The following is a 23,419-nucleotide window of genomic DNA, read 5'->3' as shown; positions in this document are numbered from 1 at the left end:
AGTCGCCACGTCTGACCGTGGACCTTGACCCGCGCGTCGCGCTCGTCGCGTACGGGCAGACGTTGGCGTCGCTGCGTTGGGCGATCCGCACCGTCTGCGGCCTGTTGATCGGCGCGATGGCGCTGCCGGTCGGCTTGCAGACGACCCCGGTGCTGAGCTTGATGGTGCCGTAGCGGCGCGGTCCCGGACGCCGGGCCAAGGGCGCGATCACCCCTGGCCGATGCCGGCGTCGGGGGGCAGTCGGAGCACCGGCCGGCCGAGCATCGGCAGCAGGCTGGCCAGCATCCCGACGGCGCACACCCACAGTGCGGTCCGTTCCCCGATCGCCTGGACCAGGAAGCCGCCGAACAACCCGCCGACCGGCATCATGCCCCACATCAGGAACCGCATGGCGGAGTTCATCCGCCCGTGCAGTTCCGGCGGGCAGATGGCCTGACGGTAGGTGATCTGGGCGACGTTCTGGATGGCGCTGCCGCCGATGTAGGCGGCGTAGCCGATCGGGTAGAGCACCACCAGCCAGCCCTGACCCACCAGCGGCATGAGCAGCAGCAGCGGAAACGTCACGGCGAACGGCAACCACAGCGTACGGGCGATGCCGAACGTCGCGACGAAGCGGTTGGCGAACACGCTGCCGACCACCCCGCCGACCGCGACGGCCCCGGTCACCAGGCCGTACGCCGCCGGCGACAGGCCGAGTGTGTTCACCAGCAGCAACGGCTGGACGGTGAGCAGCGCGTACTCGAACAGCAGGGCGATCATGCCGTGCAGTACGACCAGCCGGAGAATCGGCTGACCGGCGACGTACCGCACCCCGGTGGTGAGTTCCCGGCCCAGCCGTGGCCGCCCACCGGGCCGGTCGACCTGCGGTTCCGGTGGCCGGATCCGGCCGAGCAGCCAGGCGGAGGCCAGGTGGCACACCGCGTTGAAGGCCAGCGCGCCCGAGGCGGTGACGATCTGCACCAGCGCCCCGCCCAGGGGCGGTCCGACCAGCTGACTTCCGTTGCCAGCCACCTCCAGTTTGCTGAAGCCGGCCAGTAGGCGGTCCTTGCCCACCAGGTACGTGACGTAGCCCTGCTGCGCCACGTCGAAGAAGACGTTGCCGACCCCGATGACCAGGGCGACCACGTACAGCTGCCCCAGGCTCAGCGCCCCGAACGCCGCTGTCACCGGCACCGACAACAGCACCAGCGCGCGGACCAGGTCGGCGGCCACCAGCACGGACCGCTGCCGTAGCCGGTCCACCCAGACCCCGGCCGGCAGCGCGACGACGAGGAAGGCGAGCGTGCTCGCCGCCACCAGGAGTCCCACCTGCTGGGCGGAGGCGTCCAGCACGAGCACCGCGAGCAGCGGCAGGGCGACGAGTGCGACGTGGCCGCCGGTGCGGCTGACCACATCGGAGGCGAGCAGCAGACGGAAACCGCGATGGGAGCGCAGCAGGTCGTCGGCTGGCCGTACCCGCTCGGGCACGTCCACTGTCGTCAAGGAACCAACCTCCGGGGTGTCATCGACCGGACCGGACCCGCTGTTGCCGTGGCGGCGTGCGCCAACCGTCGCACGATCTCGGTGAGGATAGCGGGGGTGGTGGCGAAGTTGAGTCTGAGGAAACCCGTGCCCGGCGGGCCGAACTCGGCACCGTCCATCACGCTCACCCGCGCCCGTTCGGCGAGGTCTGCGGCCGGCGGGTAGTCGCGCAGGTCGAGCCAGCCCAGGTAGGTGCCTTCGGGCGGGGTGTAGCGGGCCATCGGCAGGTGCACGCCGAGCAGCTCGGCCAGCAGATGCCGGTTGCGGTCGAGCCGGCCGAGCACCGTGTCGAGCCACGGCCCACCGGCCAGGTACGCGGCCGTGGCGGCCAGCACGCCCAGGGTGGCGGTGCCGTCGGTGTGCAGCCGTCCGAGCTCACCCCACCGCTTACGGTCGGCGTCGTTGCTGGTCAGCAGCTGAGCGCACTTCAGACCCGCCACGTTCCACGCCTTCGACGTCGACGTGGCTGTCACCGTGTGTCCGGCCGCCGCTTCACAGCAGGTGGCGTACGGGACATGCCGGTGCCCGGGATAGACGAGCGGTGCGTGGACCTCGTCGCTGAACACCCGGCCACGGTGCCGTTCGACGACCTCCGCGACGGCCAACAGTTCACCGGGCTCCATGACCGCGCCGAGGGGGTTGTTGGGGTTGCAGAGGACGAGCGTGTTCCCGCCCGCCGCGAAGGCGCGGTCGAGAGCGTCCAGGTCGTAGCCGTAGCGCCCTGCGGACGCCACCATCTCGACCTGGATGACGCGTCGACCGAGCAGCCGGGGTACGGCCAGGAACGGCGGGTACGCGGGCACCGGCACGATGACGGCCGAGCCGGGCCGGGAGAAGCAGTCGATGGCGACGTGCAGGGCACGGATGACGTCCGGCAACGGCCGCACATCCGCCGGCGAGAGGTCCCATCCGTACCTGTCGTGTTGCCAGGCGGCGCACGCCTCAGCCAGCTGTGCCGTCAGCTGCGGCGTGAGGTAGCCGACCTGACCGCGGTCCACCGCGTCGTGCAACGCGTCCGCAACGTCGGGTGCCGTACCGAAGTCCATCTCGGCCACACACGCCGCCAGTCTTCCCGGGCCGGCGGTGGCCCACTTCAGCCCACCGCGCTCGCGCAACGAGTCGACGGTGACGACGTCGGAACCTGTCCACACCTGCGTTGTCACCTACTCCGTCAACACGTGTTTGCCGGCGGCGATGCTCGCCTCCCAGTTCTGCCCGTCGAATTCCACAAACTCGATGTTCTCGGCGGGGGAGAGGTCGAGGCACCGCGCGTTGACGCTGAAATAGCCGGTGGGATGCGATCGGGGGCGGTAGAACGGCAGCACGCCGCAGACCGCGCAGAAGGTGTGGTCCGCGATGCGGTTGCCGAACCGGTACGGCTTGAGGAACTCCTGTCCCTGGTGCAGCTTGAACCGCGCCTCCGGGGTCATCAGTTCCTGGTGGCCGTGCCGGTGGCAGATTCCGCAATTGCACAGGGTGATGGTCAGGTTGCGACTGGCCGCTGCGGAAAATACCACCCCGCCGCAGTGGCAGCTGCCGTCGTACCACACGCGTTCGATGGTCTCGGTCGTTCCCGTCACCTCTTCGGTCATAGCGTCACTCCGATCAGTTGGCGGTTGCGAGCGCGGGCAGGTCGGCGGGCAGGCCGAACGACATGGGCAGCATGCGGTGCGGGGCGACCGAGTCGTACCGGAACGAGACGTGCCCCTTCTCGGTGGGCTTCCTGGTGAAGAAGATGAGCATGTCCCGGATGGCTGGCTCCGTGTCGTCGATCGGGTAGACCGGCGAGACGCTGTGCTTGTATTCGTGATCGACGACCATCAAGGTGTCCAGGAATTCGCCGTGCCGCGCCCTGCCCTTGACCAACGCGGGGTCCGTCTCGTGCCAGCGGCGGCCGTTGACCTCTCTCATGTCGTGCAGGAAGGTCTCCGCGCTGTCGGTGGTCATGTTGCGCGCGGAGAGGAACGTGGTCATGGTGTGGTCCACCCCGTCGGAGTGCACGCCCTCCAGCGCGGGTTCGCCCAGCAGGCCGGTGGTCGTGACGGTCCGCAGGTTGAACAGGGTGCAGATCCACTCGGCGCGGCCGTAGTCCAGCCGGGGCCGCTGTGCCACGTCGATCCCGTGGGCGACCAGGAACTTGAAGACCAGCATCGCCTGCAGGGCGGTGTTCAGTTGCAGGTCGTCCTGCACCTCGTCGAACGTGCGCAGCGTCTCCGAGTCGTGCCGCACGAAGTCCTCCTCGCGGGAGAGAACGAAGGGCTGCGCCTCCAGCCGGTACCCGCGCCGGGTCTGCGGGTCGAGGCAGATCCGTCCGTTCCTGCTCTTGCGAAATGGCAGGGTCGGGTCCGACTCCAGTTGGTCGCTGATCACCTTCAGGCGCTCGAAGTCCTCGTCTGTCGCGCCGAGCGATTGCAGCATCGAGACCATTCTTGCCCCGTCGACGAAAGCCCATCGGGCGCGGATGTACTCGGATCTGACATCCATGACGTCGGACACGGCGGAGTCGTATTTCACAGCCTTCTCCACTCCCTGAAATGACTTTGACAGCAAGCGCTCTGAGATCCACATCATGGTGCGGGCGGTAGGCCTCCGCTTCTTCTGAATTGCCCTCACGGAGGGTGATGGGTTACCGGTGGTAGTCGGGGATTGAGAGCAACGTGGGAGAAGACAACTGCCCCGGGGCGGGGAACCGTGTACACGGTCGAGCGTGCTCGTCAGCCGCGCCTCTTACCGTTTCGAGATTTGACACCAACGTGGTAAGTGCCCTGCTCGGGGACACCACGACAAACCGGGAGGACGACCGTTGCCAAAGTTGATGTTCGCCAATTCGACCAGCCGTGTGATGGCAGCTCGGCCGGATGACGTCCCGGACGACGCGAAGGACTCCTACCGTTTTCTCGCCAACCGGATGCTGTGGTCGATGGACGAGGGCGACGTAGCTGTTCTTCCTGGCAAGGTCAGTGACGCGTGGCTGGCGTACGTCGCCGATCTGCTCGGCCTCGCGTCACCTCCCACGGTGCTCTCCCTGGCTGACTACCCCGGCGCCGGGTGGTATCCCGGCGACCGACCGCAGCTCGCCGATGCCCTGCGCGGTCTGATGGTGGCCGGTGGCGGCGCCACGGACCCGTGGCGTCTGGAGTGCTACATCCACGACCGGGACATCGCCTCCTGGGAGCGACTGCTCGGCATCGGCGCGGAGGAGTCCGTGCGCTTCGCGCAAGGGACCGCCGAGCTGGTCAACTCCAAGTCGGTCTTCCGGTCCATGGCAACGGCCTGCGGGATCCCGGTCGCCGAGGGGCGCGTCGTGGACCGTGGACCTGAGCTGGTCGACGGCGCGTCCGAACTGCTCGCCCGGACCGGCGCCGTCATCATCAAGCAGGACGTCAACGCCGGCGGAGACGGCAACATCCTGCTGACCACGGTCGAGGGAGGCAAGGAGGCCGGCGCGCACTACGTGGTTCACCTGGCGGCGACCGATCCCGCGACGGTCGCGTTGACGCTCGAACCGTTCGGCCTGACGGCCCTGCCCGACCTGCCGGCCGGCGCCAGCCCGGCGCACAACATCATCGAGGTCTACCACGAGTCGGTCCGCGAACTGTCCGCTGACATGACCGTGCCACGCGTCGGCGCGCCGACCCTGATGAGCTACAGCGACCTCCGCATGGCCGAGACCTGGAAGGGCAGCATCTACCCGCCGCAGAACCTCACCCCCAGACTGCACGCGCATCTGGGCGCATACATGCAGCAGGTCGCGATCGTCGCCCAGCAGCTCGGCTACTACGGGCCGATGAACATCGACGCGATCGTCACCAGAACCGGCGAGCTGCTGTTCAACGAGTTCAACGGACGGGTCGGCGGCACCACCGGCATCGACATGATCGGACGGCGGCTGCTCGGCCAGGACTACCTCGACCATCACGTCCTCGCCTCGCGTATCGACGTGCCCGCGCCCGGCTGCGACATCCTCGTGAAGGCCCTGACTGAGCAGGGACTGCTGTTCACCCGGGGATCAGACCACGGCGTGGTCGTCTACAACGACACCACCGAGCAGACGGGCACGGTCGAGTACGTGGTGATCGGCCGTAGCTGGGCGGAGACGTCCCGTGCCGAGGAGCAGCTGACCAGCGTCCTGAACAAGCTCTGAGCGACTCCGAGCGACTCCGAGCAGCTTCGAGCAGGTCCGGCAGGTGGTCCGGCTGCGGGTTCGTTCAGCGCCGTGGCGACGCCGTCGACACTATGTGGACGACTCTGGGCGCGGCCGGGGCGTGAGTCCGTCGTGCAGGACGGTGAGGATCCGTTGCTGGCCTTTCTGGTCGGGGCCGACCTGCTCCAGCGCCCGCGAGGTGCCGATCATCAGCCCGATCAACTCGGCTGTGGCGATGTCCGGGCGCACGGCTCCGGACTGCTGCGCCCTGGTCAGCAGGTCCCCCATCGCGTCGCGCAGGTCCGCGCCGGCTGAGGCGATCGCCGTCCGTACCGCGGCCATCACCTCGTCATCGGAGTCGACGGCGTCGGTGAAGGCATGCTTGACCGTCGACTGTTTGACGGCCTCGGTGAAGAACGCGAAGAAGCCGGCGCCGACGTCGCCGGCGGTGGCCATCTCCCGCGCGTACGCGGTGATCTCCCGTAGCCGGGACATGAACACCGCCTCGATGAGAGCGGCCTTCGTGGGGAAGTGACGGAAGACGGTGCCGATCGCCACGCCGGCGAGCTCGGCGAGCTCCTCGGTCGAGGCGGACGGACCGGCCGCCGCGAAGACCTGTTCGGCGGCGGCGAGGATCCGGGCGGCCGTTACTGCCTGGATCTGTCCGATCAGGGCGGTCCGGCCGGGCCGGACTCGTACGCGCAGCCGCTGGCCGGGTGTGCGGCCCGCGCGATCACCTCGTCCAGGCGGGAGCGGGCTGCCGTCAACTCGGCGATCCGCGCGTCGATCCGGTCGCGCTCGGCAGCCAGCCGGGCGCGTGACTCGGGCGTGTTGACCTTGGCGTCCACACAGGGCATCAGGTCGGCGATGGTCCGGCTGGACAGGTTGGCCGCGTACAGCCGCTGGATCAGCCGGACCCGTTCGACGGCCGACTCCGGGTAGCGGCGCTGACCGGCCGGGCTGCGCTGCGCGACCAGCAGACCCTGCTCCTCGTAGTAGCGCAGCGCCCGGGTGCTCACCCCGGCGCGGGCGGCCAGCTCACCGATCCGCACAGTGACCCCCATCACAAGTCTTTGCCTTTGACGTCAATGTCAGGTTCTAGCGTAGCCAGCATGCAGATTTTCGGAGCAACCGCCCTGGTCACCGGGGCCAATCGTGGTATCGGCCGGCACTTCGCCGCCCAGCTGGTCGAGCGCGGTGCCGCCACGGTCTACGCCACCGCCCGCCGCCCCGAGTCCGTCGACCTGCCCGGCGTACGGGTCCTGCCGCTGGACGTCACCGACCCGGACTCGGTCGCCGCCGCCGCGGCGGCCACCGGTGACGTCACCCTGCTGGTCAACAACGCCGGGGTCACGACCGGAGCGGACCTGGTCGGCGGTGACCTCGGCCTGATCCGCCAGGAGATGGACACCCACTTCTGGGGGACGCTGCACATGATCCGGGCCTTCGCGCCGCAGCTGGCCAACGGCGCGATCCTCAACGTGCTGTCGGCGCTGTCCTGGAGCGCCTACCCGGGTGCCGGCGGCTACGCGGCGGCGAAGGCCGCCGAGTGGAACCTCACCAACGCCGTACGGCTGGAGCTCGCCGCGCAGCACACCCAGGTCACAGGTCTGCTGATGGGTGCCGTCGACACCGACATGATGGCCTCCTACGACGGACCGAAAAGCGACCCGGCGGTGATCGTCAAGGCCGCCCTGGACGGTCTCGAGGCGGGCGAGTGGGAGGTGCTCGCCGACGAGACGGCCCGTGCGGTCAAGGCATCCCTCGCCGCGGACCCCTCCGGCGGTCAGAAGACCTGACCAGAGCGTACGGCAATGAACAGCAGCGGCGTGCCGACGCCGAGCCGGGCCACGGCGTCGGCGGCCGCCTCGGCCAGCCACCCGATCGCGTCGCAGGACCACTCGACCAGCTCACCGCGAAGCACCACACCGTGCAGTGGTGGGCCGTTCCAGAGGCTGTCGTCGAACAGTGGAGCCGGGGTGGTGTCGGCGGCCGTGAGGTCGTGCGACCGGTATCCGAACACATCCGGACCCAGGTCGGCGAGCAGCTCGGTGAGCTGGACCGCCACGTCGGGTAGCGACGGCTCCCGGCCGCTGTTGACGGTGATCTCGACCGGCGTCCGGTCCGCCGGACCGTGGCCGGTGAACCACGGGCTCGTCCGAGTCGCCGACACCGGCGCGTACGGCGGGCGGGACGCCGGGTCGAGCCCGTGCACCGGTAGCAGCAGTTGTACCGCAGACAGGTCGAGCGGACCCCGCCGTGCCGTCACCTCTGCGGCGCAGTGCAGGAACGGCTGCACCGGCAGTGGCCGGTCGCCCGCCACCGCGCTGGCGTCGACCTGGAACCAGGACAGCAGGGCGGCGTCGGGCGCGGCGGCTGGATGCTGCCACCCGGCGTCGTTCGTCGCCCACAGGCCACCCGACCGGAGCATGCCGTTGTCGCGATCGCCGCCAGCCGAGGAATCGTCGAGCCAGCCCATGGCGAGTGACCGGTGGTAGAAGAGCGAATAGGCGTCCAGCTCCCCGTCGGCCCAATGCTGTTAACTTAGTGTGGGTGGGGTTATGATCGCTGGTCGTGGCGAGGGTTGAGGAGCGGGTCGCGGAGGAGTCGCGGGTTCGGTTGCCGGATCTGGTGGGTGTGGGGGTGTTGACCGCGGCGTTTCCGCCGGAGGTGGTCGATCTGGTGGTGGAGCGGTGGGACGCGCGGGAGCAGCGGTCCCGGTTGTTGCCGGCTCGGTTGGTCGTCTACTACGTGATCGCGTGTGTGTTGTTCATGGACAGCGCGTATGTGGAGGTGTGGAACAGGCTGTTGTCGGGGTTGTCGTGGGCCGGGCGGTACCGGACGCGTCGTGAGGTGGGGATGCAGCCGACGGCGGCGGCGTTGACGAAGGCTCGGGGGCGGTTGGGTCCGGAGGTGCTGGAAGGGGTGTTGGAGACCTCGTTCGGCGGGTCGGTGGTGGGGCCGGAACAGGCGCCGTGGGGGTACTTCCACGGGTTGCGGAAGGTGGCTGTCGACGGGTTCTGCCTGAACGTGGCGAGGACGCCGGAGAACGTGGCCGCGTTCGGGTCGCCGTCCAACGGGCAGGGCCCGGTGGGGTATCCGCAGGTACGGGTGGTGGCGTTGGCCGAGACGGGTACCCGTTGCCTGCGGGGGGTGGCGCTCGGTGGTCTGGGTGAGGGCGAGCAGCCGCTGGCCCGGACGCTGTGGCCGCTGCTCGGGTCCACCGATGTGGTGGTCGGTGACCGTAACTTCCTGTCGTACGAGGACCTGGGGGCGATCGCCGCGACCGGCGCGCACGCGGTGTTTCGGGTCAAGGCGGGGGTGGACCTGCCGGTGTTGCGCCGGCTGGCGGACGGCTCCTGGATCTCGCGGATCGCCGATCCGGTCGCGGCGCGCCGGCTACGGCGGCGGAAGGTCCCGCCGGCCGAGATTCCCGGTATCGAGGTACGGGTGATCGAGTACACCGTCGAGACCGAACCCGACCAGCACGGCGAGTACGAGGTCAGCGAACTGTTCTGCCTGGTCACGACCCTGCTCGATGAGCGGGCCTATCCGCTGGGGGACTTTCCCGACCTCTACCGCGACCGGTGGCGGATCGAGACCGCCATCGGAGAGGTCGAGACCCGGCTACGCGGCGGAGCCGACGTCGTGCTCCGTTCCCGTAAACCCGACCTCGTCCGCCAGGAGGTGTACGGGCTGCTCTGTCTCTACCAGGCCATCCGGCATCTGATCGTGGCCGGCGCGGAACAGGCCGGCCTGGACCCGGACCGGATATCGTTCACCCGCGCCCGCGATGCCGTCGCCCGTCACGTCAGTGACGACGCGGCGTTTTCCCCCCGAACGACTGGCTGAGCTCGTCCACGACGTCATCTACGAGATCACCGACCCGCGTAACCTGCTTCCCGCCGAACGCCGGCCACGCAGCTTCGCCCGCGAGCAGCGCCAACCCGGCCGCCGCTACCCACGCCAGAAAGACGAGTACAAGAAGCCGCTACCACCCCGCACGAAGATCAGGCTCTGGGTCACCACCAGCCAGGACCCATAAAGTTAACAGCATTGCCCCGTCGGCCCCGTGTGGCACATCGTCTGCGGGTCCGGTGAGGAAGCTGCCGTAGAGAGCGGCGAACATGGTGCCGGCGACCCGAAGGGTCGCCGGCACCACGCCGGGCCGCGTATTGATGCTGCGTTCCGGCATCTGTTTCCTGTGCCTTTCCAGCTGCCGCGCAGCTGCGAGTCTCCTGTTTGCGAAAGGGTCAGTATACGCGACAGGCGACGTCGTTCTGGCGATGCGGCCACTCGCCGGTGTCGATTTCTCCGATCACGTCGACGTCGACGTGATTGCGCCACGACGTCATCTGGGTGTCGTCGCAGTCGTGACGCGCGACGGTGCGGTCGCCGCTTCCGGTGTAGGGCCGTAGTTCCCTGGTCGACGAGCAGGCCTTCTGCCGCCAGGTGTTGTCCCGGCCGCTCTCTGGTGTGCAGCCGATCAGAGCCGTGTCTGCGGCCGTGCCGGTGGTCGTGGCCATCGGGATCATCCGGCCGGCGCGGTCCAGATATGTTGCGGTGCCTGCGGAACCCGATGGCGCGATTCCCGGCACCGCGACCGCAGTGTCCGTTGGCTCAGCCATCGCCTGTGCGGGCGTGGCAACGCCGACGAGGGCGAGGGTGGTTGCGGCCAGGGCGCTGAGCACCCGTGTTGCTTGTTTCATTGATCCTCCCCGTGCTGGAACAATTGAGGACACGCGACTGAGATAGCATTTCCTGCAGTCAGGGGTGAATTGTCGGCCGGCGAGTGGGGGTTGATCAATTCGCCCCGTACGACGACCAACGACCACGACGCTAATCGATTGACTTTCGAGGTGCAACCCGGGGTCGACGTGAAGCAGACCGATCATGAAAGCAGACCGATCATGAAACATGGGTGCGCCGGTGCGGCTCAGCTTGCGGACGCGGTTTCACCAAATGGTCGCCGACGCTTTGGATGCTCTGCGGACCGGCCTGATGGTGCAGGCGCATGTCGATGCATCTGCGCCATCAGGATGGCGGAGTCGCTTGCCCTGTCAGAGGGGCACGGTCGGGGTGACGGTCGACGGGGTGAAGGTGTGCGGGCGGCCGCAGTAGTCCGGGATCGGGGTGATGTCGAGCAGTGACACCCGGCAGACCTGGATGGCGACGCGGTCGATTCCTCGGACGGCGGCGTTCGCGCCGAGGACGAACTCGATCTCGACGACGCCGTTGTTCACCCGGCGGGCGGTCTCGTCGACGACCCGCTCGCCGGCGTACGCGGTATAGCTGGCGATGGTGTAACGGCTGTCGTCGCGGCAGACGGCTCCCGGGTTGTTCGGGAACGGACGGTCGGCGAGCATCCCGGTCACCCGTACCGCGCTGGTCGGCGGGGCGGAGCGCCACTCCAGGTGACCCAGGGTGTAGCCGTAGGTGCAGTTGTCCCCGGACGGGACGGAGAACCGCTGCAGGATCGACGGGCTGGCGGTGGCTCCGCTGGCCGCGAGGGCAGCGGCGGCGATCGCGGCGGCGAGGACGGTCGCCGCACGCAGGACTGCGCGCTTCATCTGCTTCCTTTCTGCTGTCTCGGATGCTTCGTGGACGGTCATCGGCACCTGGTGCGGGTGTGACGACAAATACATCAAAGATTACCGATGTGCAGCTGTGAAGTCATCTGCTGGCCGATGGGCGTTGTGCGTGAAGGAGTCGCCTGTTGGGTACCGGCTCGGGCAGTGGCATCGACCCGACGAGTCCACCCCCGAAGGAGACATGGCATGAGCCAGGTCACCGAGGCCGCGCCGCAGCGGTCGACCGGCGTACCCGAACCACCGACCGGCTGGCGCCGATTCCGCTACATCGGCCCCGGCGTGCTGTGGGCGCTCGCCGCCCTCGCCACCGGCGAACTGCTGTTCACTCCCCGGGTCGGAGCCCAGTACGGCTACAGTCTGATGTGGGCGCTGGTCGCCGTACTCGTCCTCAAGCTCTTCGTCACCCGGGAAATCGGCCGCTACAGCGTCGTCACCGGCCGCCGGCTGCTCACCGGCCTGGCCGGCCTGCCCGGCCCGGCCGGCTGGGCGATCTGGCTGATCCTGGTGCCGCAGCTGGTCGTCGGGATCGCCGCGATCGCCGGGATCGCCAGCGCCGCCGGCAGCGCACTCGCGCTCGCCGTACCCGGTCCGATCCAGGCCTGGACCGGCGCGGTCCTCGCGGCCGCCGCCGGGCTGGTGCTGGTCGGTCACTACACCGGCGTCGAATGGGTGTCCCGAGTCCTCGGCATCGCGCTCGCCCTCGGCGCGGTCGTCGCCGCGATCCAGGTCGGGCCGGACCTGACCGAGGCCGCCGCCGGGTTCGTCCCGGTGCCGCCGGACGATCTGCAGGTAGCCGAGATCCTGCCCTGGCTCGGCTTCCTGTCCAACGGCGCGGCCGGACTGATGTGGTACTCGTACTGGATCACCGCCAAGGGCATCGGCCACGCCGGGGTGGCGGCGGCCGACCGCCGCGACCCACGGGACCTCGACAGCCACCAGATCGACCGGGTACGCGGCTGGCTGCGGACGATGACCCTCGACTCGACGTTCGCCGTGGTGGGCGTCGCGCTGATCACCGTCGCGTTCCTGATCCTCGGCGCCGAGCTGCTGCGGCCGGAAGGCATCGTGCCCGCCGAAGCCGACGTCGCCCGCGACCTGACCCGCCTGTTCAGCGAGGTGTTCGGCAGCGTCGGCTTCTGGCTGATGGTCGTCGGACTGGTCTCGGCGTTCTGGACCGCCACCCTCACCAACATCGACGGGTGGCAGCGGCTCTACACCGACGGCGTACGGCGTGTGCTGCCGGAACGGCTCACCGAGCACAGCCTGGCCCGCCCGGCGGTGATCAGCCGGACCGCCGTCGTGGTGTGGCTGGCGACCCTGCCGTACGCCGTGTTCCTGATCTTCGGCAATCCGGTCGCCCTGCTGACCCTCGCCGGGTCGATCGAGGCCGTGCACATCCCGCTGGTCGCCGGACTCGTGCTGTGGCTCAACCGGCGGACCATGCCACGCGCGTTGCGCGCCGGGTGGGCCGCGACCGCACTGGTGGTCGCCGCCGTGGTCTTCTTCACCTGGTTCGCGCTCTACTACCTGTGGCAGCAGTTCGCCGGCTGACCGGAAGCGGCCAGCCGAAGAGGGCAGGCCGGTTGCGGTCGGTGGCCAGATCCGCCACCATGGTGGACATGATCACTTCCTACCGGAAGGGCGGAACCGCCCTCGCGCGGTGACCGCGCCCGCGCGGCGTGACGCCGCCCGCTCCACCTCCCCAGCACCAGCTTCCGATCGGCTCGTCGCCTACTGGCGGCTGGCCGAACCCGTCCGGCGCGAATGGCTCGACCACGGGCTCGACACCGCGCCCGCCGGCCGGGCCACCACAGAGGACATCCTGTCCCGCATCTATGCCCGGCACTCTCGTCGTCGACCCCGGTTCCGTTGGGTCGACTCACCACGTCAGGCACTGCCGCTGCTGGCCGGTCTGCCCACCCACGACCTGCTCCAGCAGTGGATCAGAGCTCGACAGCCGGCCGGGAAACCCCCACTAGCCAGCGACATCGCCGCCGGGCTGTCCCGGCTGCGCAGCGCCCTGGACGCGGCCGCCGACCATCCCGACCTGACCCCACCACAGGCCGGCCGGAAGAAGGACGCCCGGAAGAAGGACGCCCGGAAGAAGGACGCCTGGAAGAAGGACGCCGGCCAGAAACAGGACGGTGCCGGATCGAAATGGCCGGTGCTGCCGCCGATCGAGGCGCTCGCGGCCGGCGTACCGCTGCGGGTCGTCCTGCAGCAGGGGGTCCGCGACGCGCTGCGGACCAGCCTCGTTGACGGCTTCTCCCTACCGGTCCGCGCGGCACTCGCGGCCGTCGGGCGACAGCCCGTGCCGACCGCCTGGTACGGCCAGCAGGACGCGCACTGGGTGGCGTACTACGACGTGCTGCGCCGGCTCGGGCTGGCCCGGTACCGGCGGGCCGACGAGACTCAGCTCGACGAGTGGGCGACGTTGGCCCGGTCCGCCGGCTGGTGGTGGCCGGGGGAGCGGACCTGCGTACTGGTCGAACGTCCGGCGGTGATCCGGACCGGGCCGGTGCCGGGCGCCCGGCACGGCGAGCAGCGCCCGGCATCGGGGGTGGCCGGCCCGGTCGGATACCGGGACGGCTGGCGACCACTCGGGTAGCCGTCCGGCGGCTGAGTCTGCCGGGCAGATGGTGGACAGACGCCTCCTCGCTACTGTGGTGCGGACATAGGCGATCATGATCTGCCCGGCGGCTCCCGGCCGCCGAGGCTCGAAGGGCGGTGGCTGTCCTGATGCACTCGCACCAACATGAACCCGTTGGCCGTACGCCGGGTGCTGCCCGTGGCAGCGGTGCACCTGCCCTGCGTCCGGCATCGAACCCGGCACACCACCTGCAGCGCCGGTACGGCAACCGGCAGACCAGGGCGATCATCCAGGCGAAGCTTGCGGTGGGCTCCACCACCGACCCACTCGAGCGGGAAGCGGACCGGATCTTGCGGCTGGCAACCGGCGGGTCGGCGCAGCGGGCACCCGAGGCGGTCGGGCAGGAGCCCGCGACGGCGGTGGGTGAGTCGGCGGGCGCGGCGGTGGAGCAGGGCGTGGCCCGGGCCCGGGCGGAGCAGGGCAGGGAAAGCCGGTCCGTCGCCGGGGCGGATCGGCGTCCACCCCACACGCGACCCCACGGCTCACGACCGAATCGCTAGACTGTGGACTGTGTCCAGGACCGTGAAGCGGGCGTTCAGGTACCGCTTCGACCCCACCCCCGGGCAGGCCGCCGAGCTCGCCCGGACGTTCGGCTGTGTCCGGCTGGTCTACAACATGGCCGCTGGCCGCCCGCACCGAGGCGTGGACCCTGCGTCGGGAACGGGTCACCTACAACGCCACGTCGGCGATGCTGACCGGGTGGAAGAAGACCGACGACCTCGCGTTCCTCAATGAGGTGTCGACGGTGACCGTGTCGCAGGACCCGGCGGGCCGCTGGTTCGTCTCCCTGCTCTGCGACGACCGGATCGAACCGGCCCCGGCCACCACCGCCGCCGTGGTGGGGGTCGACGCCGGCCTCGACAGCCTGTTCACCCTGTCCACCGGGGAGAAGATCCCCAACCCGGGACATGAACGCCGTGACCGGCGGCGGCTGGCCCGGGCCCAGCGGAACCTCGCACGCAGGGCCAAAGGCTCGGCGAACCGGGCCAAGGCCCGGCTGTCGGTGGCCCGGGTTCATGCCCGGGTCGCCGACCGCCGCCGCGACCACCTGCACAAGTTGACCACCCGGCTCGTTCGTGAAACCCAGACGATCGTGATCGAGGACCTGGCCGTCCGCAACATGATGGCCAGTCACCGTCTGGCCCGCGCCGTCTCCGACGCGGGCTGGCGGCAGTTCCGCAGCATGCTGGGGTACAGAACGGACTGGTACGGCCGGGATCTGGTGGTCGTGGACCGCTGGTTCCCGTCGACCCGACTGTGCTCGGGCTGTGGCGTACTGGCTGAACACCTGCCGTTGGCGGTCCGGTCGTGGACCTGCCGGTGCGGGCAGGCCCATGACCGGGACGTGAACGCGGCCCGGAACATTCTCGCGGAGGGGCTCTCCGTGACTGCCTGTGGAGGCGGTGTGAGACCTCGCCGGGAGTCCTCCTCTCGGACGGGGCGGTCGTCGGTGAAGCAGGAACCCCCTGGGGCGACCCAGGGAATCCCCGTCCCTTCAGGGCGGGGAGGATTGTCAAGGTCTGCAATGGTGCGGGCAGTGAGGTGCCCCGAGGATTCCGGACAGGGAGCGAGACGATGTCGGTGACCCCCAGCGACGGCCGGTTGGACAGGGCCAGCAGGTCGTGGACGACGCGGGGCGGGCCGACGGTAACCGGCTGGCACGGTTCGTCCGTTTCCATGCCAAGATCCACCCAGACGTGGACCGCGCTGCCGGTGGCGAGAGCGCGCAGGGTCACCGACCAGATGGCTGATCCCTGGCTGACCCGGGACTGAGCCTCGATCCCGTACATGTCGTCGCTGTCGAGGACGCGCAGGTGTAGCACCTTGTCACCGACGACGGTCTCACCGAGGTCGATCGGTGTCGCATCAGGATCGTCCAGTGCCCACCGGCTGAAACTCTCGTGTGCCAGCTCCACGACGGCCCGCTGGTCGGATTCCTCGGTGCAGTCCTTCCAAATGGCTCGGTAGAGAAGGCTCATCTGCTGCTCCCGAGTCACTCGGCGACGACACGTGGGCTGCGGACGAGCCCATCGCGTATCGCAGAGAGTACCGAGCTGATGCACGTACCGGCATCGACTGTACTTCCATGCCTGACCGACCCCGGCGTACGCCGCTACGGCGCCGAAGCGCCTACGTTGCCCCGACCCGATCCGGTGCCGACTAGCGGTAGAACGGGTAGCCCGGGTACACGTACCCGACGCCCCAGAACGGCGGGTAACCGTAGTAGCCGTACAGCTCCTCGTAGTACTTGTCCTGTGACACGAGCTCCGGATCGTAGGCCGGGGCACCGGCCACCCGCTCACTCGACTCGTTGATGTGCACGACGCCGTCGGTGATCCGGACGATCGCGTCGACCGGGACGAACGACGGAGTGGCCCCGAGACCGAGGATGCCGCCGTGCTCGACCCGCAGCAGCCGGACCTTGTGTTCTGCCTCGTCGATCAGCAGGTCGTCGACCTTACCGATGTCGTTGCCGTCCGCGTCGCACACCTTTCGGCCGCGAATGTCCTCGGCCGGATCGGCGACCATTTCGTGGGCGTCGCTCATCCTGACCAGCTTCGCCAACCCCTCGGTCATGGTGCCCCCCTCCTGCTCGCCAACTGCCTCACCCTTTCCGGGTTACCACTTCCGTCGGCCGGCAAACCCGCCGGCCGGCGGTCACAGCAGCAGGGCCCTCGGATCGGCGTCCATGGTGTGCAGGAGATGGGCGGCCTCGTGTGCGCCGGGGCAGGAAGCGGCGGAGAACGCCCGGGCCAGCGCGATCATCTCGGCAGCGGGTAGCAGGGTGCCCTCCCGGTTGCGCAGCGGCAGCCGGACGGTGCCGTCCGGGCCGCTGACGGTGAGCACCGGGGTGCTGGCGGCGCCGCCGCCGCTGTCCTGTTCCGTGCCGCTGTTCTGTTCCGTGCCGCTGTTCGGTTCCGCATCGGTGGTCGCGGGGGAGCCGAGCGAAATCGTCACGGTCTCGGCCGTACGCAGGTCGACGGTGCGGGTGGCGAGTCCGCGTACGGTGAGCTGGGTGCCGGACAGCCACGCCCCGGTCCGGGCGACCCGGGCGATCGGCAGGCCGATACCGGCGGACGCCCCCAGAGCGAGACCGGTGCCGAGCAGCACCGGCAGGGTCGGCTCGTCCCCGCCGCCCGAGACCACCAGCCCGAGCAGGCTGCCGAGGCAGCACCCGGCGGTGACCAGCCCGACGCCCAGTACCGACAGCACCGCGAGCCGGGTCGGCCGGCTGGTTGGGTATCCGATGGACAGTTCGAGTCTGCCGTGCCCGTGATCCATGGCGGAGATCGTGCCATTGTCGATCAAGGTCGGCGACGGCGGTGGTGGCGACCGGCCATCGCAGCGGTGGCGGTGGCCGACGGGACGGTGATGGGGAGGGATCCCGTCGGCCACCGGGATCACCCGCGCGAGGCGTGGGACCTACCAGCGTATCGGACGACCGCCGGTCTCGGCATCGGCCGGCGCGTCCACCGTCCTCGTTGGTCGGCGTCGTGGTGGGGGCCGATCGGGGCGCTGCCATCCGGATTCCGGACGACCTCCGAGGAGTCGACGAAGGTGAACCCGCAGCTGTTTCGGGGTTTTCAAACTCTCGGCGCGGTTTCACCGGCGCGTTGAGCGTTGCACCACTGTGGGTACCCTGGCAGACTCGATCTGCGTCCGCCGATGGCGGTCAATCGATGGTGTCCCAGGGTGAGGAGTTCGCGATGGCGAAAAGCCGTGGCACGCGCTGGGAGATCACCGACGGTGCTGAGCTGAATGATGCTCGGGTCGGCGCTCTCAATACGTCGCCCGGTGGCTATCCGTCACCACTGGCCGGTCTGCTCTTCTGTGCAACTTGCGAACGGCAAATGATCCCGATGGCCAGGCTCAATGGCTGGGTGTACGGTGCCCCGTGCGGCTGCCGGCTGAGCCCGGTGGACGCGCTCACCGTCGAACGTCTCGTGTTCAACGCGGTGGCGGCTCATCATCCGGATCTGTTGGCCGGCACCGCCGTCGGGGATCTTTCCTCGGCGTTCCGGGAGGTGCTCTCCGAGGTTCGGATCGGTGGTGCAGCCGACGAGTTGGAATTCATCTGGTCCACGTGACCAATGTCCGCCAAGCGCTCTCCCCGACCTGGATCTTCACGTTAGAGAAAACGACGTCCGGATCGCCTGCCGTGCTCCGGATGGCGACGCGTGCCCCCGGTGGCGCGTCCGATGATTCCGGCTGGATCGATATATATGACCTACAATGTTAAGAACGTGGAAGTTCCGGAGTTGCCGCCGGGTACGGTGCTCCGATTCGCCGTCTCCGAGTGGCAGTACGGGCGAGGTCCCGTGCCCGGCGAGCCCTTCGATCTGCTGATCACCTACGTCCGGATCGGCTCCGCCCGCAGCTACGGCGGGCAGTGGGTGTGGGTCGACGGCCACCACGTCGACTGTCGACCCGACCATCCACCTTGCCAACAGGCGCTGGTCAGCGTCGCTGCGGTGCGGCGGGCCGCCGTCGGCGAACACGCCAGTATCCAGCCGCCGCCCGCCGAGCAGGTGGTGGTCGACGGTGCCGCTGCTCGCCGATGAGTTCTTCCTGCTTGCCCACCACGATGTCACCGGTCGCGCCCGGCTGCACCCCCGGGCGGTCGGGCTCGGTCTGGCCAGCGCGGTCCTCGCCGAGCTGGTCACCGCGCAGGCCGTCGCCGTCGATGCCGGTCACGTCTGGGTGGTCGATCCGGCGGCGCCAGCCGATGCGCTCGGTCGTTCCGCGCTGCGGCTGCTGCTCGACGAGCCGGAGCACACCAGCCTACGGGTCTGGCTGACCGTTCTGTCGGAGCGGGCCCCGGACCACGTCGCCCAGCGGCTGACTGCCGCCGGGGTCGTCCGACCCGAGCAGGTACGCCGGCTGATGCGCACCCGGACGATCTACGTACCGGTCGACATCAACCTCGCGGCCTGGCCGTGGGCGCGGTTGTCGCTGCGGCTGCGCCGGATGGAACCGCTCGACGAGCCCGACCTGTTCCTTGCCGGACTGGCTGCGGCGACCGGACTGGACGCCTATCTGCTCGACGGTGCCGAACCCGAGGTGGCCCGTCACCTCGATGTCCTGCTACGGGCGCTGCGGCCTGCGCTGCGCGACCTGTTGGGCCGGACCGGCGCGGCGGTCGGCAACGCTGTGCTGAGCGGGCGTACCTGAGCCTGAGTCGGCCAGCCGGGGCCGGCACGACCTGCCACCCGCACGATCCTCCTACCGCGCAGTCCCTCTACCGCGCGACCCAGCTGTTTCATTCCACCTGTTCCATTCCACCCACACTCACCCTCCTGGAGCGTGCCGATGAACGCGACCACACCCGCCATGACCGTCCGGGCCGCCACCCACGACGACATCCCTCAGGCGGCGACGCTGCTCACCGAGGCGTTTCTGATCGCACCGGTCTCCCAGTGGTTGGTGGGGGACATCGACGCCCGGGTCACCACGTTCCGGTCGCTGTTCACCATCGAACTCGAACACGCCATCGACACCGGTGCCGACGTGTACGTGGCGGGACCGTTCACCGGGGTGGCGATCTGGTACCAGCGTGATCAGCCGGAGTCGGCCAACCACATCACCGTCCACCAGCGTCGAATGATGCTCGCCGCCGGCATCTGGCAGCACCGCGTCGCCGCCCTGCACGGCATCCTCAGCGGACACCGGCCGGACCGGCCGCACCGGTATCTCGCGTACCTCGGGGTCACACCCTGGCTGCAGGGCCGGGGCGTTGGCACCGCCCTGCTGACCCACCAGCACCGGCAGCTCGACGCCTCGGGCACCCCGGCGTACCTGGAGGCCACCACGCCGCGCAACCGCGGCCTCTACCTTCGGCACGGGTACGTCGCCGCCGAACCGGTCCAGCTGCCGGACGGCCCGCCGATCTGGCCGATGTGGCGCGCGCCGGCTCAGGGCGACCAGCTCTCCGGCCGCGACGGCGACCAGCCCTCCGGCCGCGACGGCGACCAGAGTCGGGACCAGCGCCCCGGACCCGGGTGACGATCAGCTCTTGCCGGATCATCGGGACCGCCGGGAACCAACCGGCATCGGCGGCCGACCAATCCACCAAGCTCCCGCCCAGAGGCACCCTCGGCGGCCCGATGATCGAGAGGTAACCCGTCCATGCACTCCACCCTTCGTCGCGTCGCCCGGTCCGGTGCCGTCGCCGCCATCGCCGGCGGCGCCATCCTGCTCGCTGGCTCCCCGGCGGCGGCGCACGTCACCGTCACCCCCACCGTCACCACCGCCGACTCCTACACCGTGCTGACGGTGTCGGTGCCGCACGGCTGCGACGGCTCGGCCACCACCAAGGTGGCCATCCAGATCCCCGACCAGATCAACTCGGTGACACCCACCATCAATCAGGGCTGGACGGTCGAGAAGGTGATGGCCACCCTCGACCCGCCGGTCACCGACAGCCACGGCAACGAGCTCACCGAGCGGGTCGCGGAGATCGTCTACACCGCCAAGACCCCACTGCCCGAAGGTCACCGGGACGTGTTCGAGCTGTCCCTGCGACTGCCCGACGCGGCCGGGGAGACCCTCGTCTTCCCCTCCATCCAGACCTGCGAGCAGGGCGAGACCGCCTGGGCCCAGGTGCCGGCGGACGGCCAGGACAGCCACGAGCTGGACTACCCGGCACCCTCGTTCGTCATCACCGCCGCCGACGCCGACGGCACCGCCGCCGGTGACGAGCCCGCCGACGACGCCGAGCCGACCGAGCTCACCACCGCCGGCTCCACCACCAGCGACGGCGGCTCCGTCGTCGGCTGGATCGGCCTGATCCTCGGCCTGCTCGGCTTCACCGCCGGCGGCCTGGCGCTGCAGCGCACCCGGAAGACCACATAGGGGTGTGGTCGCCGCACCGGGTACGGCGGGCCGCGCTGCTCGCCGTACCCGGACTGTTGTCCGGAAGCCTGCTCGGTCTGCTGCTCGCGCTCGCCGGGGCCGGCCCGGCCGCCGCGCACGCCACGCTGCTGACCAACGATCCGGCGGACGGCGCGTTGCTCGCCGAGGCGCCGCCGTCGGTCACCCTGACCTTCGACGAGCCGGTCCAGATCCGCGCCGAGGGCGTGCAGGTGCTCGACGCCGGCGGGTCCACGATCGACGTCACCGCCAGGTCGGTGGACAGCACCGTCGTCATCGACCTGCCGACCGGCCTGGCCGACGGCACGTACGTGGTCAGCTGGCGGGTCGTTTCCGCGGACAGCCACCCGGTGGCCGGCGGGTTCAGCTTCGCGATCGGCGCACCCACCGCCGGCAGCGTCGCGATCCCGGTCACCGAGCCGGACCTCGCCCTGCGGGTGCTCCGCCCGGCCACCGAGGCGCTGCTGTACGTCGGCGTGCTCGGCGGCACCGGGCTGGCTGTGTTCGGCCTGTCCTTCCTGCCGATCCCGGCGCGTCGACGACAGCTGCCCACAGTGGTCGGGCTCGGGGTCGTCGCCCTCGTCGCGGTGGCGGTGATGCCGCCGGTCACCACCGCATGGCAGGACGCGGCCGACGTCGGCGCGTTGGCCGGCCCGGCGCCTTGGCGGACCGGCTACCTGTCCGACCTCGGCCTGGCCGCCGCACTCACCGCCGCCGGCGTGCTCGCGGTCCTGGTCGGAGCCAGGCTGGGCAGCGGCGGTGCCGGTGCGGCCCGCCGCCCGGCCGGTGTAGCGGTGTTCGCCGGGGCCGGGCTGGCGCTCGGCGCGTCGGCGCTGGTCGGCCACACCCGCAGCTTCGGCCCGGCCTGGCTGACCCTGGGCAGCGACCTGCTGCACCTGGTCACGGCCGCGGTGTGGCTCGGCGGGATCCTCGGCCTGGGTCACCTGCTGTCCCGGCGGACCGACACCCCGTCGGCCACGCAGCGGGCCGGCGTCGTGGCCGCGTTCTCCCAGACCGCCGCGTTGCTGGTCGCCCTGCTGGCGGTGGCCGGAGTCCTGCTCGGTTGGCGGATCGTCGGCTCCTGGTCGGCGTTGCTCGGCACCACGTACGGGCTGGTGCTGCTCGGCAAGGTCGCGGCGGTGGCGGTGCTCGTCGGAATCGCCGGCTGGAACCGTTATTTGCTGGTGCCGCGTACCCGCCGACCTGACACCGAGGCCGCCGCCCTGCGTTCACTGCGCCGCACCGTCCGGGCGGAGGCGGTACTGCTGGTCGGGGTGCTCGCCGTCACCGGTGTGCTGGTCACCCGAGACCCGACCAACCGGGCCTCCGAGACCGACAACGCCGCCACCGGTTCGGCCGACGGCCGTACCAGCTCCGTTGAGCAGGCCGTCGTCGCGGACGCCGCGCTCGGCGACGGCCGGGTGCAGATCCGGATAACCCCGGGTGCCACCGGGATCAACGCGCTGGAGTTGGCGCTGTTCGACGTCGCCGGGCAGCCGTTGGAGCCGGTCACGCCGCCGACGGTCACTGTCACGCTGCCCGAAGCCGGGGTCGGGCCGCTGGAGCGCCGGCTCGCCCAGACGGGCCCCGGAAGCTACGAGGCGGTCGCCGACTTCCCGTTGCCCGGCAGTTGGGAGGTCACCGTCAACGCGCGTACCTCCCGGTTCGACAGCCCGATCGCGATTATTCCGGTGGAGATCCGATGAACAGGTTCCGACGACGTGCCGCAGGACTACTCGGCGCGGCGCTGCTGGGCCTGGCACCGGCGGCGCTGGTGACGCTCTGGTCGGCGGCGCCGGCGGCGGCCCACACCCAGCTGGCCGGCGCGGCCCCGAACGGTGCCGGTGCCACCACGTTGACCTTCACCTTCGACCACGGCTGCGACAACGCGGACACCGACGAGCTGGTGGTCGAAATGCCGGCCGGGGCGATCGCCGGTTCGACGACCGGACAGCCGCCCGGGTGGGCTGCCGAGGTCACCCCCGGCCGGGTCAGCTGGACCGGGCCGGCGATCAGCGCCGAGCAGATCGCCGCCGGGGTCGCCGAGTTCTCGGTGCTGGTCCGGTTGACCGGGACGGCCGGGCAGACCTTCTGGTTCCCGGCGGTGCAGCGGTGCGTCGACGGCGACAGCTACGAGTGGTCGGACACCGGGCCGGGTGCTGAGCGGCCCGCCCCGTCGCTGATCGCGACCAACGCGGTGCTCGCGCCGGCACCACCGGCGGCTCCGGCCGATCAGCCGGCCGGCGGTGGCGGTGCCAGTGTGGCGCAGGCGTTGACCGCTGTAGGGCTGCTGGTGGTCGGTGCCGGTCTGGTCGGCTACCGACTGACCGGACGGTGACGGCGGAGCTTCATCGTGGCCAGTGGCCCCGGTTGATCGGCACCCGGTGCAGGGTGCGGCAGGGCAGTTCAGCGCCACACCGGCAGGTCCGCCGCCACCGGCGCCACGACCACTGTGGCCGGTGTCGGCGGGCCAGTGTCGCCGCGACGGCGAAGAGGTACTCGTCGTACGAGACCATGTCCCTCCCTCCACGACAGTCCTTCACGACGGTGCGAGCGCAACAGGGGACCGCCGAGCGGAGCCACAGGTGCGACCCGGAAGCCGGGGTGCGACACCGGGGGCTCTCCACTGACACCCGGCACCGC

28 protein-coding genes are annotated in these 23,419 nt (G+C 70.1%); 16 read left to right on the top strand and 12 right to left on the bottom strand.

Going from position 1 to position 23,419, the window contains the following annotated elements:
- The first annotated feature begins 17 nt into the window (after positions 1-17).
- Entirely contained in the window at positions 18-173 is a 156-nt protein-coding gene (locus O7543_RS13900; protein ID WP_281567434.1) for a hypothetical protein, read from the top strand.
- Positions 174-207: 34 nt separating this feature from the next.
- On the opposite strand, the gene O7543_RS13895 is transcribed toward O7543_RS13900, so the two are convergent.
- The 4 genes from O7543_RS13895 to O7543_RS13880 are packed head-to-tail and all read right to left on the bottom strand — an operon-like array spanning position 208 to position 3,939.
- A complete protein-coding gene (locus O7543_RS13895) occupies positions 208-1,473 on the bottom strand; it encodes an MFS transporter (protein WP_281567486.1) in 1,266 nt (421 codons plus the stop codon).
- 5 nt (positions 1,474-1,478) lie between these two features.
- Positions 1,479-2,672 (bottom strand): aminotransferase class I/II-fold pyridoxal phosphate-dependent enzyme, encoded by a 1,194-nt coding sequence (locus O7543_RS13890; RefSeq protein ID WP_281567433.1) that lies wholly within the window; start codon positions 2,670-2,672, stop codon positions 1,479-1,481.
- A 12-nt stretch (positions 2,673-2,684) separates the two neighbouring features.
- The gene (locus O7543_RS13885; protein WP_281567432.1) at positions 2,685-3,113 is read right to left on the bottom strand and encodes a GFA family protein; all 429 of its coding nucleotides are present in this window, start codon (positions 3,111-3,113) and stop codon (positions 2,685-2,687) included.
- 13 nt (positions 3,114-3,126) lie between these two features.
- Positions 3,127-3,939 (bottom strand): 2OG-Fe dioxygenase family protein, encoded by an 813-nt coding sequence (locus O7543_RS13880; protein WP_281553440.1) that lies wholly within the window; start codon positions 3,937-3,939, stop codon positions 3,127-3,129.
- 424 nt (positions 3,940-4,363) lie between these two features.
- Here O7543_RS13880 and O7543_RS13875 point away from each other — a divergent pair, with 424 nt between their 5' ends.
- Positions 4,364-5,665, top strand: a complete 1,302-nt coding sequence (locus O7543_RS13875) for a peptide ligase PGM1-related protein (protein ID WP_281567431.1) — start codon at positions 4,364-4,366, stop codon at positions 5,663-5,665.
- Between the two features lie 90 nt (positions 5,666-5,755).
- Here the strand turns inward: O7543_RS13875 and O7543_RS13870 are convergent, their stop codons facing one another.
- Positions 5,756-6,301, bottom strand: coding sequence for a TetR/AcrR family transcriptional regulator (locus O7543_RS13870; RefSeq protein WP_281555449.1), 546 nt, complete (start codon positions 6,299-6,301; stop codon positions 5,756-5,758).
- 32 nt (positions 6,302-6,333) lie between these two features.
- Positions 6,334-6,717, bottom strand: a complete 384-nt coding sequence (locus O7543_RS13865) for a MerR family transcriptional regulator (protein WP_281555450.1) — start codon at positions 6,715-6,717, stop codon at positions 6,334-6,336.
- 60 nt (positions 6,718-6,777) lie between these two features.
- On the opposite strand from O7543_RS13865, the gene O7543_RS13860 reads away from it, so the two are divergent.
- Positions 6,778-7,464: an SDR family oxidoreductase gene (locus tag O7543_RS13860; RefSeq protein ID WP_281553442.1), complete on the top strand. Its 687-nt coding sequence runs from the start codon at positions 6,778-6,780 to the stop codon at positions 7,462-7,464.
- Here O7543_RS13860 and O7543_RS13855 read toward each other — a convergent pair.
- A complete protein-coding gene (locus O7543_RS13855) occupies positions 7,452-8,144 on the bottom strand; it encodes a hypothetical protein (protein WP_281553443.1) in 693 nt (230 codons plus the stop codon). The genes O7543_RS13860 and O7543_RS13855 overlap by 13 nt on opposite strands.
- Before the next feature lie 95 nt (positions 8,145-8,239).
- On the opposite strand from O7543_RS13855, the gene O7543_RS13850 reads away from it, so the two are divergent.
- Positions 8,240-9,517, top strand: a complete 1,278-nt coding sequence (locus O7543_RS13850) for an IS4 family transposase (RefSeq protein ID WP_281553181.1) — start codon at positions 8,240-8,242, stop codon at positions 9,515-9,517.
- Positions 9,480-9,710: a hypothetical protein gene (locus O7543_RS13845; protein WP_281553180.1), complete on the top strand. Its 231-nt coding sequence runs from the start codon at positions 9,480-9,482 to the stop codon at positions 9,708-9,710. The genes O7543_RS13850 and O7543_RS13845 overlap by 38 nt, the downstream gene beginning before the upstream one ends.
- Before the next feature lie 208 nt (positions 9,711-9,918).
- Here the strand turns inward: O7543_RS13845 and O7543_RS13840 are convergent, their stop codons facing one another.
- Positions 9,919-10,356, bottom strand: a complete 438-nt coding sequence (locus O7543_RS13840) for a hypothetical protein (RefSeq protein WP_281553444.1) — start codon at positions 10,354-10,356, stop codon at positions 9,919-9,921.
- Between the two features lie 369 nt (positions 10,357-10,725).
- The gene (locus tag O7543_RS13835) at positions 10,726-11,235 is read right to left on the bottom strand and encodes a hypothetical protein (protein ID WP_281567430.1); all 510 of its coding nucleotides are present in this window, start codon (positions 11,233-11,235) and stop codon (positions 10,726-10,728) included.
- 207 nt (positions 11,236-11,442) lie between these two features.
- Here O7543_RS13835 and O7543_RS13830 point away from each other — a divergent pair, with 207 nt between their 5' ends.
- The 4 genes from O7543_RS13830 to O7543_RS13815 all read left to right on the top strand — a co-directional run bounded on the left by O7543_RS13830 (position 11,443) and on the right by O7543_RS13815 (position 15,491).
- Complete coding sequence (locus O7543_RS13830; protein WP_281553447.1) at positions 11,443-12,807, top strand: Nramp family divalent metal transporter; 1,365 nt, start codon at positions 11,443-11,445, stop codon at positions 12,805-12,807.
- Between the two features lie 109 nt (positions 12,808-12,916).
- Positions 12,917-13,864: a DUF6745 domain-containing protein gene (locus O7543_RS13825; protein WP_281553448.1), complete on the top strand. Its 948-nt coding sequence runs from the start codon at positions 12,917-12,919 to the stop codon at positions 13,862-13,864.
- Positions 13,865-13,995: 131 nt separating this feature from the next.
- Complete coding sequence (locus O7543_RS13820) at positions 13,996-14,406, top strand: hypothetical protein (protein WP_281553449.1); 411 nt, start codon at positions 13,996-13,998, stop codon at positions 14,404-14,406.
- A 95-nt stretch (positions 14,407-14,501) separates the two neighbouring features.
- Entirely contained in the window at positions 14,502-15,491 is a 990-nt protein-coding gene (locus O7543_RS13815; protein WP_281553450.1) for a transposase, read from the top strand.
- Positions 15,492-16,066: 575 nt separating this feature from the next.
- Here O7543_RS13815 and O7543_RS13810 read toward each other — a convergent pair.
- A complete protein-coding gene (locus tag O7543_RS13810) occupies positions 16,067-16,483 on the bottom strand; it encodes a PRC-barrel domain-containing protein (RefSeq protein ID WP_281553451.1) in 417 nt (138 codons plus the stop codon).
- Positions 16,484-16,564: 81 nt separating this feature from the next.
- Entirely contained in the window at positions 16,565-17,188 is a 624-nt protein-coding gene (locus O7543_RS13805) for a hypothetical protein (protein ID WP_281553452.1), read from the bottom strand.
- A gap of 200 nt (positions 17,189-17,388) precedes the next feature.
- Here O7543_RS13805 and O7543_RS13800 point away from each other — a divergent pair, with 200 nt between their 5' ends.
- The 7 genes from O7543_RS13800 to O7543_RS13770 all read left to right on the top strand — a co-directional run bounded on the left by O7543_RS13800 (position 17,389) and on the right by O7543_RS13770 (position 23,114).
- Positions 17,389-17,994, top strand: coding sequence for a hypothetical protein (locus O7543_RS13800; RefSeq protein WP_281553453.1), 606 nt, complete (start codon positions 17,389-17,391; stop codon positions 17,992-17,994).
- 135 nt (positions 17,995-18,129) lie between these two features.
- On the top strand, positions 18,130-18,468 hold the full coding sequence (locus O7543_RS13795) for a hypothetical protein (protein WP_281567429.1): 339 nt from the start codon (positions 18,130-18,132) through the stop codon (positions 18,466-18,468).
- Positions 18,449-19,078 carry a GPP34 family phosphoprotein gene (locus O7543_RS13790; RefSeq protein WP_281553455.1) on the top strand — a complete coding sequence of 210 codons (630 nt, stop codon included), beginning with the start codon at positions 18,449-18,451 and terminating at the stop codon, positions 19,076-19,078. Before O7543_RS13795 ends, O7543_RS13790 begins: the two co-directional genes overlap by 20 nt.
- Positions 19,079-19,216: 138 nt before the next feature.
- The gene (locus O7543_RS13785) at positions 19,217-19,909 is read left to right on the top strand and encodes a GNAT family N-acetyltransferase (RefSeq protein WP_281553456.1); all 693 of its coding nucleotides are present in this window, start codon (positions 19,217-19,219) and stop codon (positions 19,907-19,909) included.
- 123 nt (positions 19,910-20,032) lie between these two features.
- Positions 20,033-20,758, top strand: coding sequence for a YcnI family protein (locus tag O7543_RS13780; RefSeq protein WP_281553457.1), 726 nt, complete (start codon positions 20,033-20,035; stop codon positions 20,756-20,758).
- 2 nt (positions 20,759-20,760) lie between these two features.
- Complete coding sequence (locus O7543_RS13775) at positions 20,761-22,482, top strand: copper resistance protein CopC (RefSeq protein WP_281553458.1); 1,722 nt, start codon at positions 20,761-20,763, stop codon at positions 22,480-22,482.
- Positions 22,479-23,114 carry a DUF1775 domain-containing protein gene (locus O7543_RS13770; RefSeq protein WP_281553459.1) on the top strand — a complete coding sequence of 212 codons (636 nt, stop codon included), beginning with the start codon at positions 22,479-22,481 and terminating at the stop codon, positions 23,112-23,114. The genes O7543_RS13775 and O7543_RS13770 overlap by 4 nt, the downstream gene beginning before the upstream one ends.
- A gap of 10 nt (positions 23,115-23,124) precedes the next feature.
- Here O7543_RS13770 and O7543_RS13765 read toward each other — a convergent pair whose 3' ends face one another.
- Positions 23,125-23,292 (bottom strand): hypothetical protein, encoded by a 168-nt coding sequence (locus O7543_RS13765; protein ID WP_199757933.1) that lies wholly within the window; start codon positions 23,290-23,292, stop codon positions 23,125-23,127.
- Positions 23,293-23,419 lie beyond the last annotated feature (127 nt).

It is taken from the genome of Solwaraspora sp. WMMA2080 (assembly GCF_027497395.1).
Classification (GTDB): domain Bacteria; phylum Actinomycetota; class Actinomycetes; order Mycobacteriales; family Micromonosporaceae; genus Micromonospora_E.
Note: the sequence above shows the minus strand (reverse complement) of the source record. Positions and strands in the feature narration are given on the sequence as shown.

Bases quoted from the DNA above. Each gene is read 5' to 3' on its own strand.
- O7543_RS13885 (WP_281567432.1), bottom strand. From the start codon at position 3,113: ATGACCGAAGAGGTGACGGGAACGACCGAGACCATCGAACGCGTGTGG.
- O7543_RS13880 (WP_281553440.1), bottom strand. From the start codon at position 3,939: ATGCTGCAATCGCTCGGCGCGACAGACGAGGACTTCGAGCGCCTGAAG.
- O7543_RS13875 (WP_281567431.1), top strand. From the start codon at position 4,364: ATGGCAGCTCGGCCGGATGACGTCCCGGACGACGCGAAGGACTCCTAC.
- O7543_RS13860 (WP_281553442.1), top strand. From the start codon at position 6,778: ATGCAGATTTTCGGAGCAACCGCCCTGGTCACCGGGGCCAATCGTGGT.
- O7543_RS13855 (WP_281553443.1), bottom strand. From the start codon at position 8,144: ATGGGCTGGCTCGACGATTCCTCGGCTGGCGGCGATCGCGACAACGGC.
- O7543_RS13835 (WP_281567430.1), bottom strand. From the start codon at position 11,235: ATGAAGCGCGCAGTCCTGCGTGCGGCGACCGTCCTCGCCGCCGCGATC.
- O7543_RS13830 (WP_281553447.1), top strand. From the start codon at position 11,443: ATGAGCCAGGTCACCGAGGCCGCGCCGCAGCGGTCGACCGGCGTACCC.
- O7543_RS13820 (WP_281553449.1), top strand. From the start codon at position 13,996: ATGCACTCGCACCAACATGAACCCGTTGGCCGTACGCCGGGTGCTGCC.
- O7543_RS13810 (WP_281553451.1), bottom strand. From the start codon at position 16,483: ATGACCGAGGGGTTGGCGAAGCTGGTCAGGATGAGCGACGCCCACGAA.
- O7543_RS13805 (WP_281553452.1), bottom strand. From the start codon at position 17,188: ATGGATCACGGGCACGGCAGACTCGAACTGTCCATCGGATACCCAACC.
- O7543_RS13795 (WP_281567429.1), top strand. From the start codon at position 18,130: ATGACCTACAATGTTAAGAACGTGGAAGTTCCGGAGTTGCCGCCGGGT.
- O7543_RS13785 (WP_281553456.1), top strand. From the start codon at position 19,217: ATGAACGCGACCACACCCGCCATGACCGTCCGGGCCGCCACCCACGAC.
- O7543_RS13780 (WP_281553457.1), top strand. From the start codon at position 20,033: ATGCACTCCACCCTTCGTCGCGTCGCCCGGTCCGGTGCCGTCGCCGCC.
- O7543_RS13770 (WP_281553459.1), top strand. From the start codon at position 22,479: ATGAACAGGTTCCGACGACGTGCCGCAGGACTACTCGGCGCGGCGCTG.
- O7543_RS13765 (WP_199757933.1), bottom strand. From the start codon at position 23,292: ATGGTCTCGTACGACGAGTACCTCTTCGCCGTCGCGGCGACACTGGCC.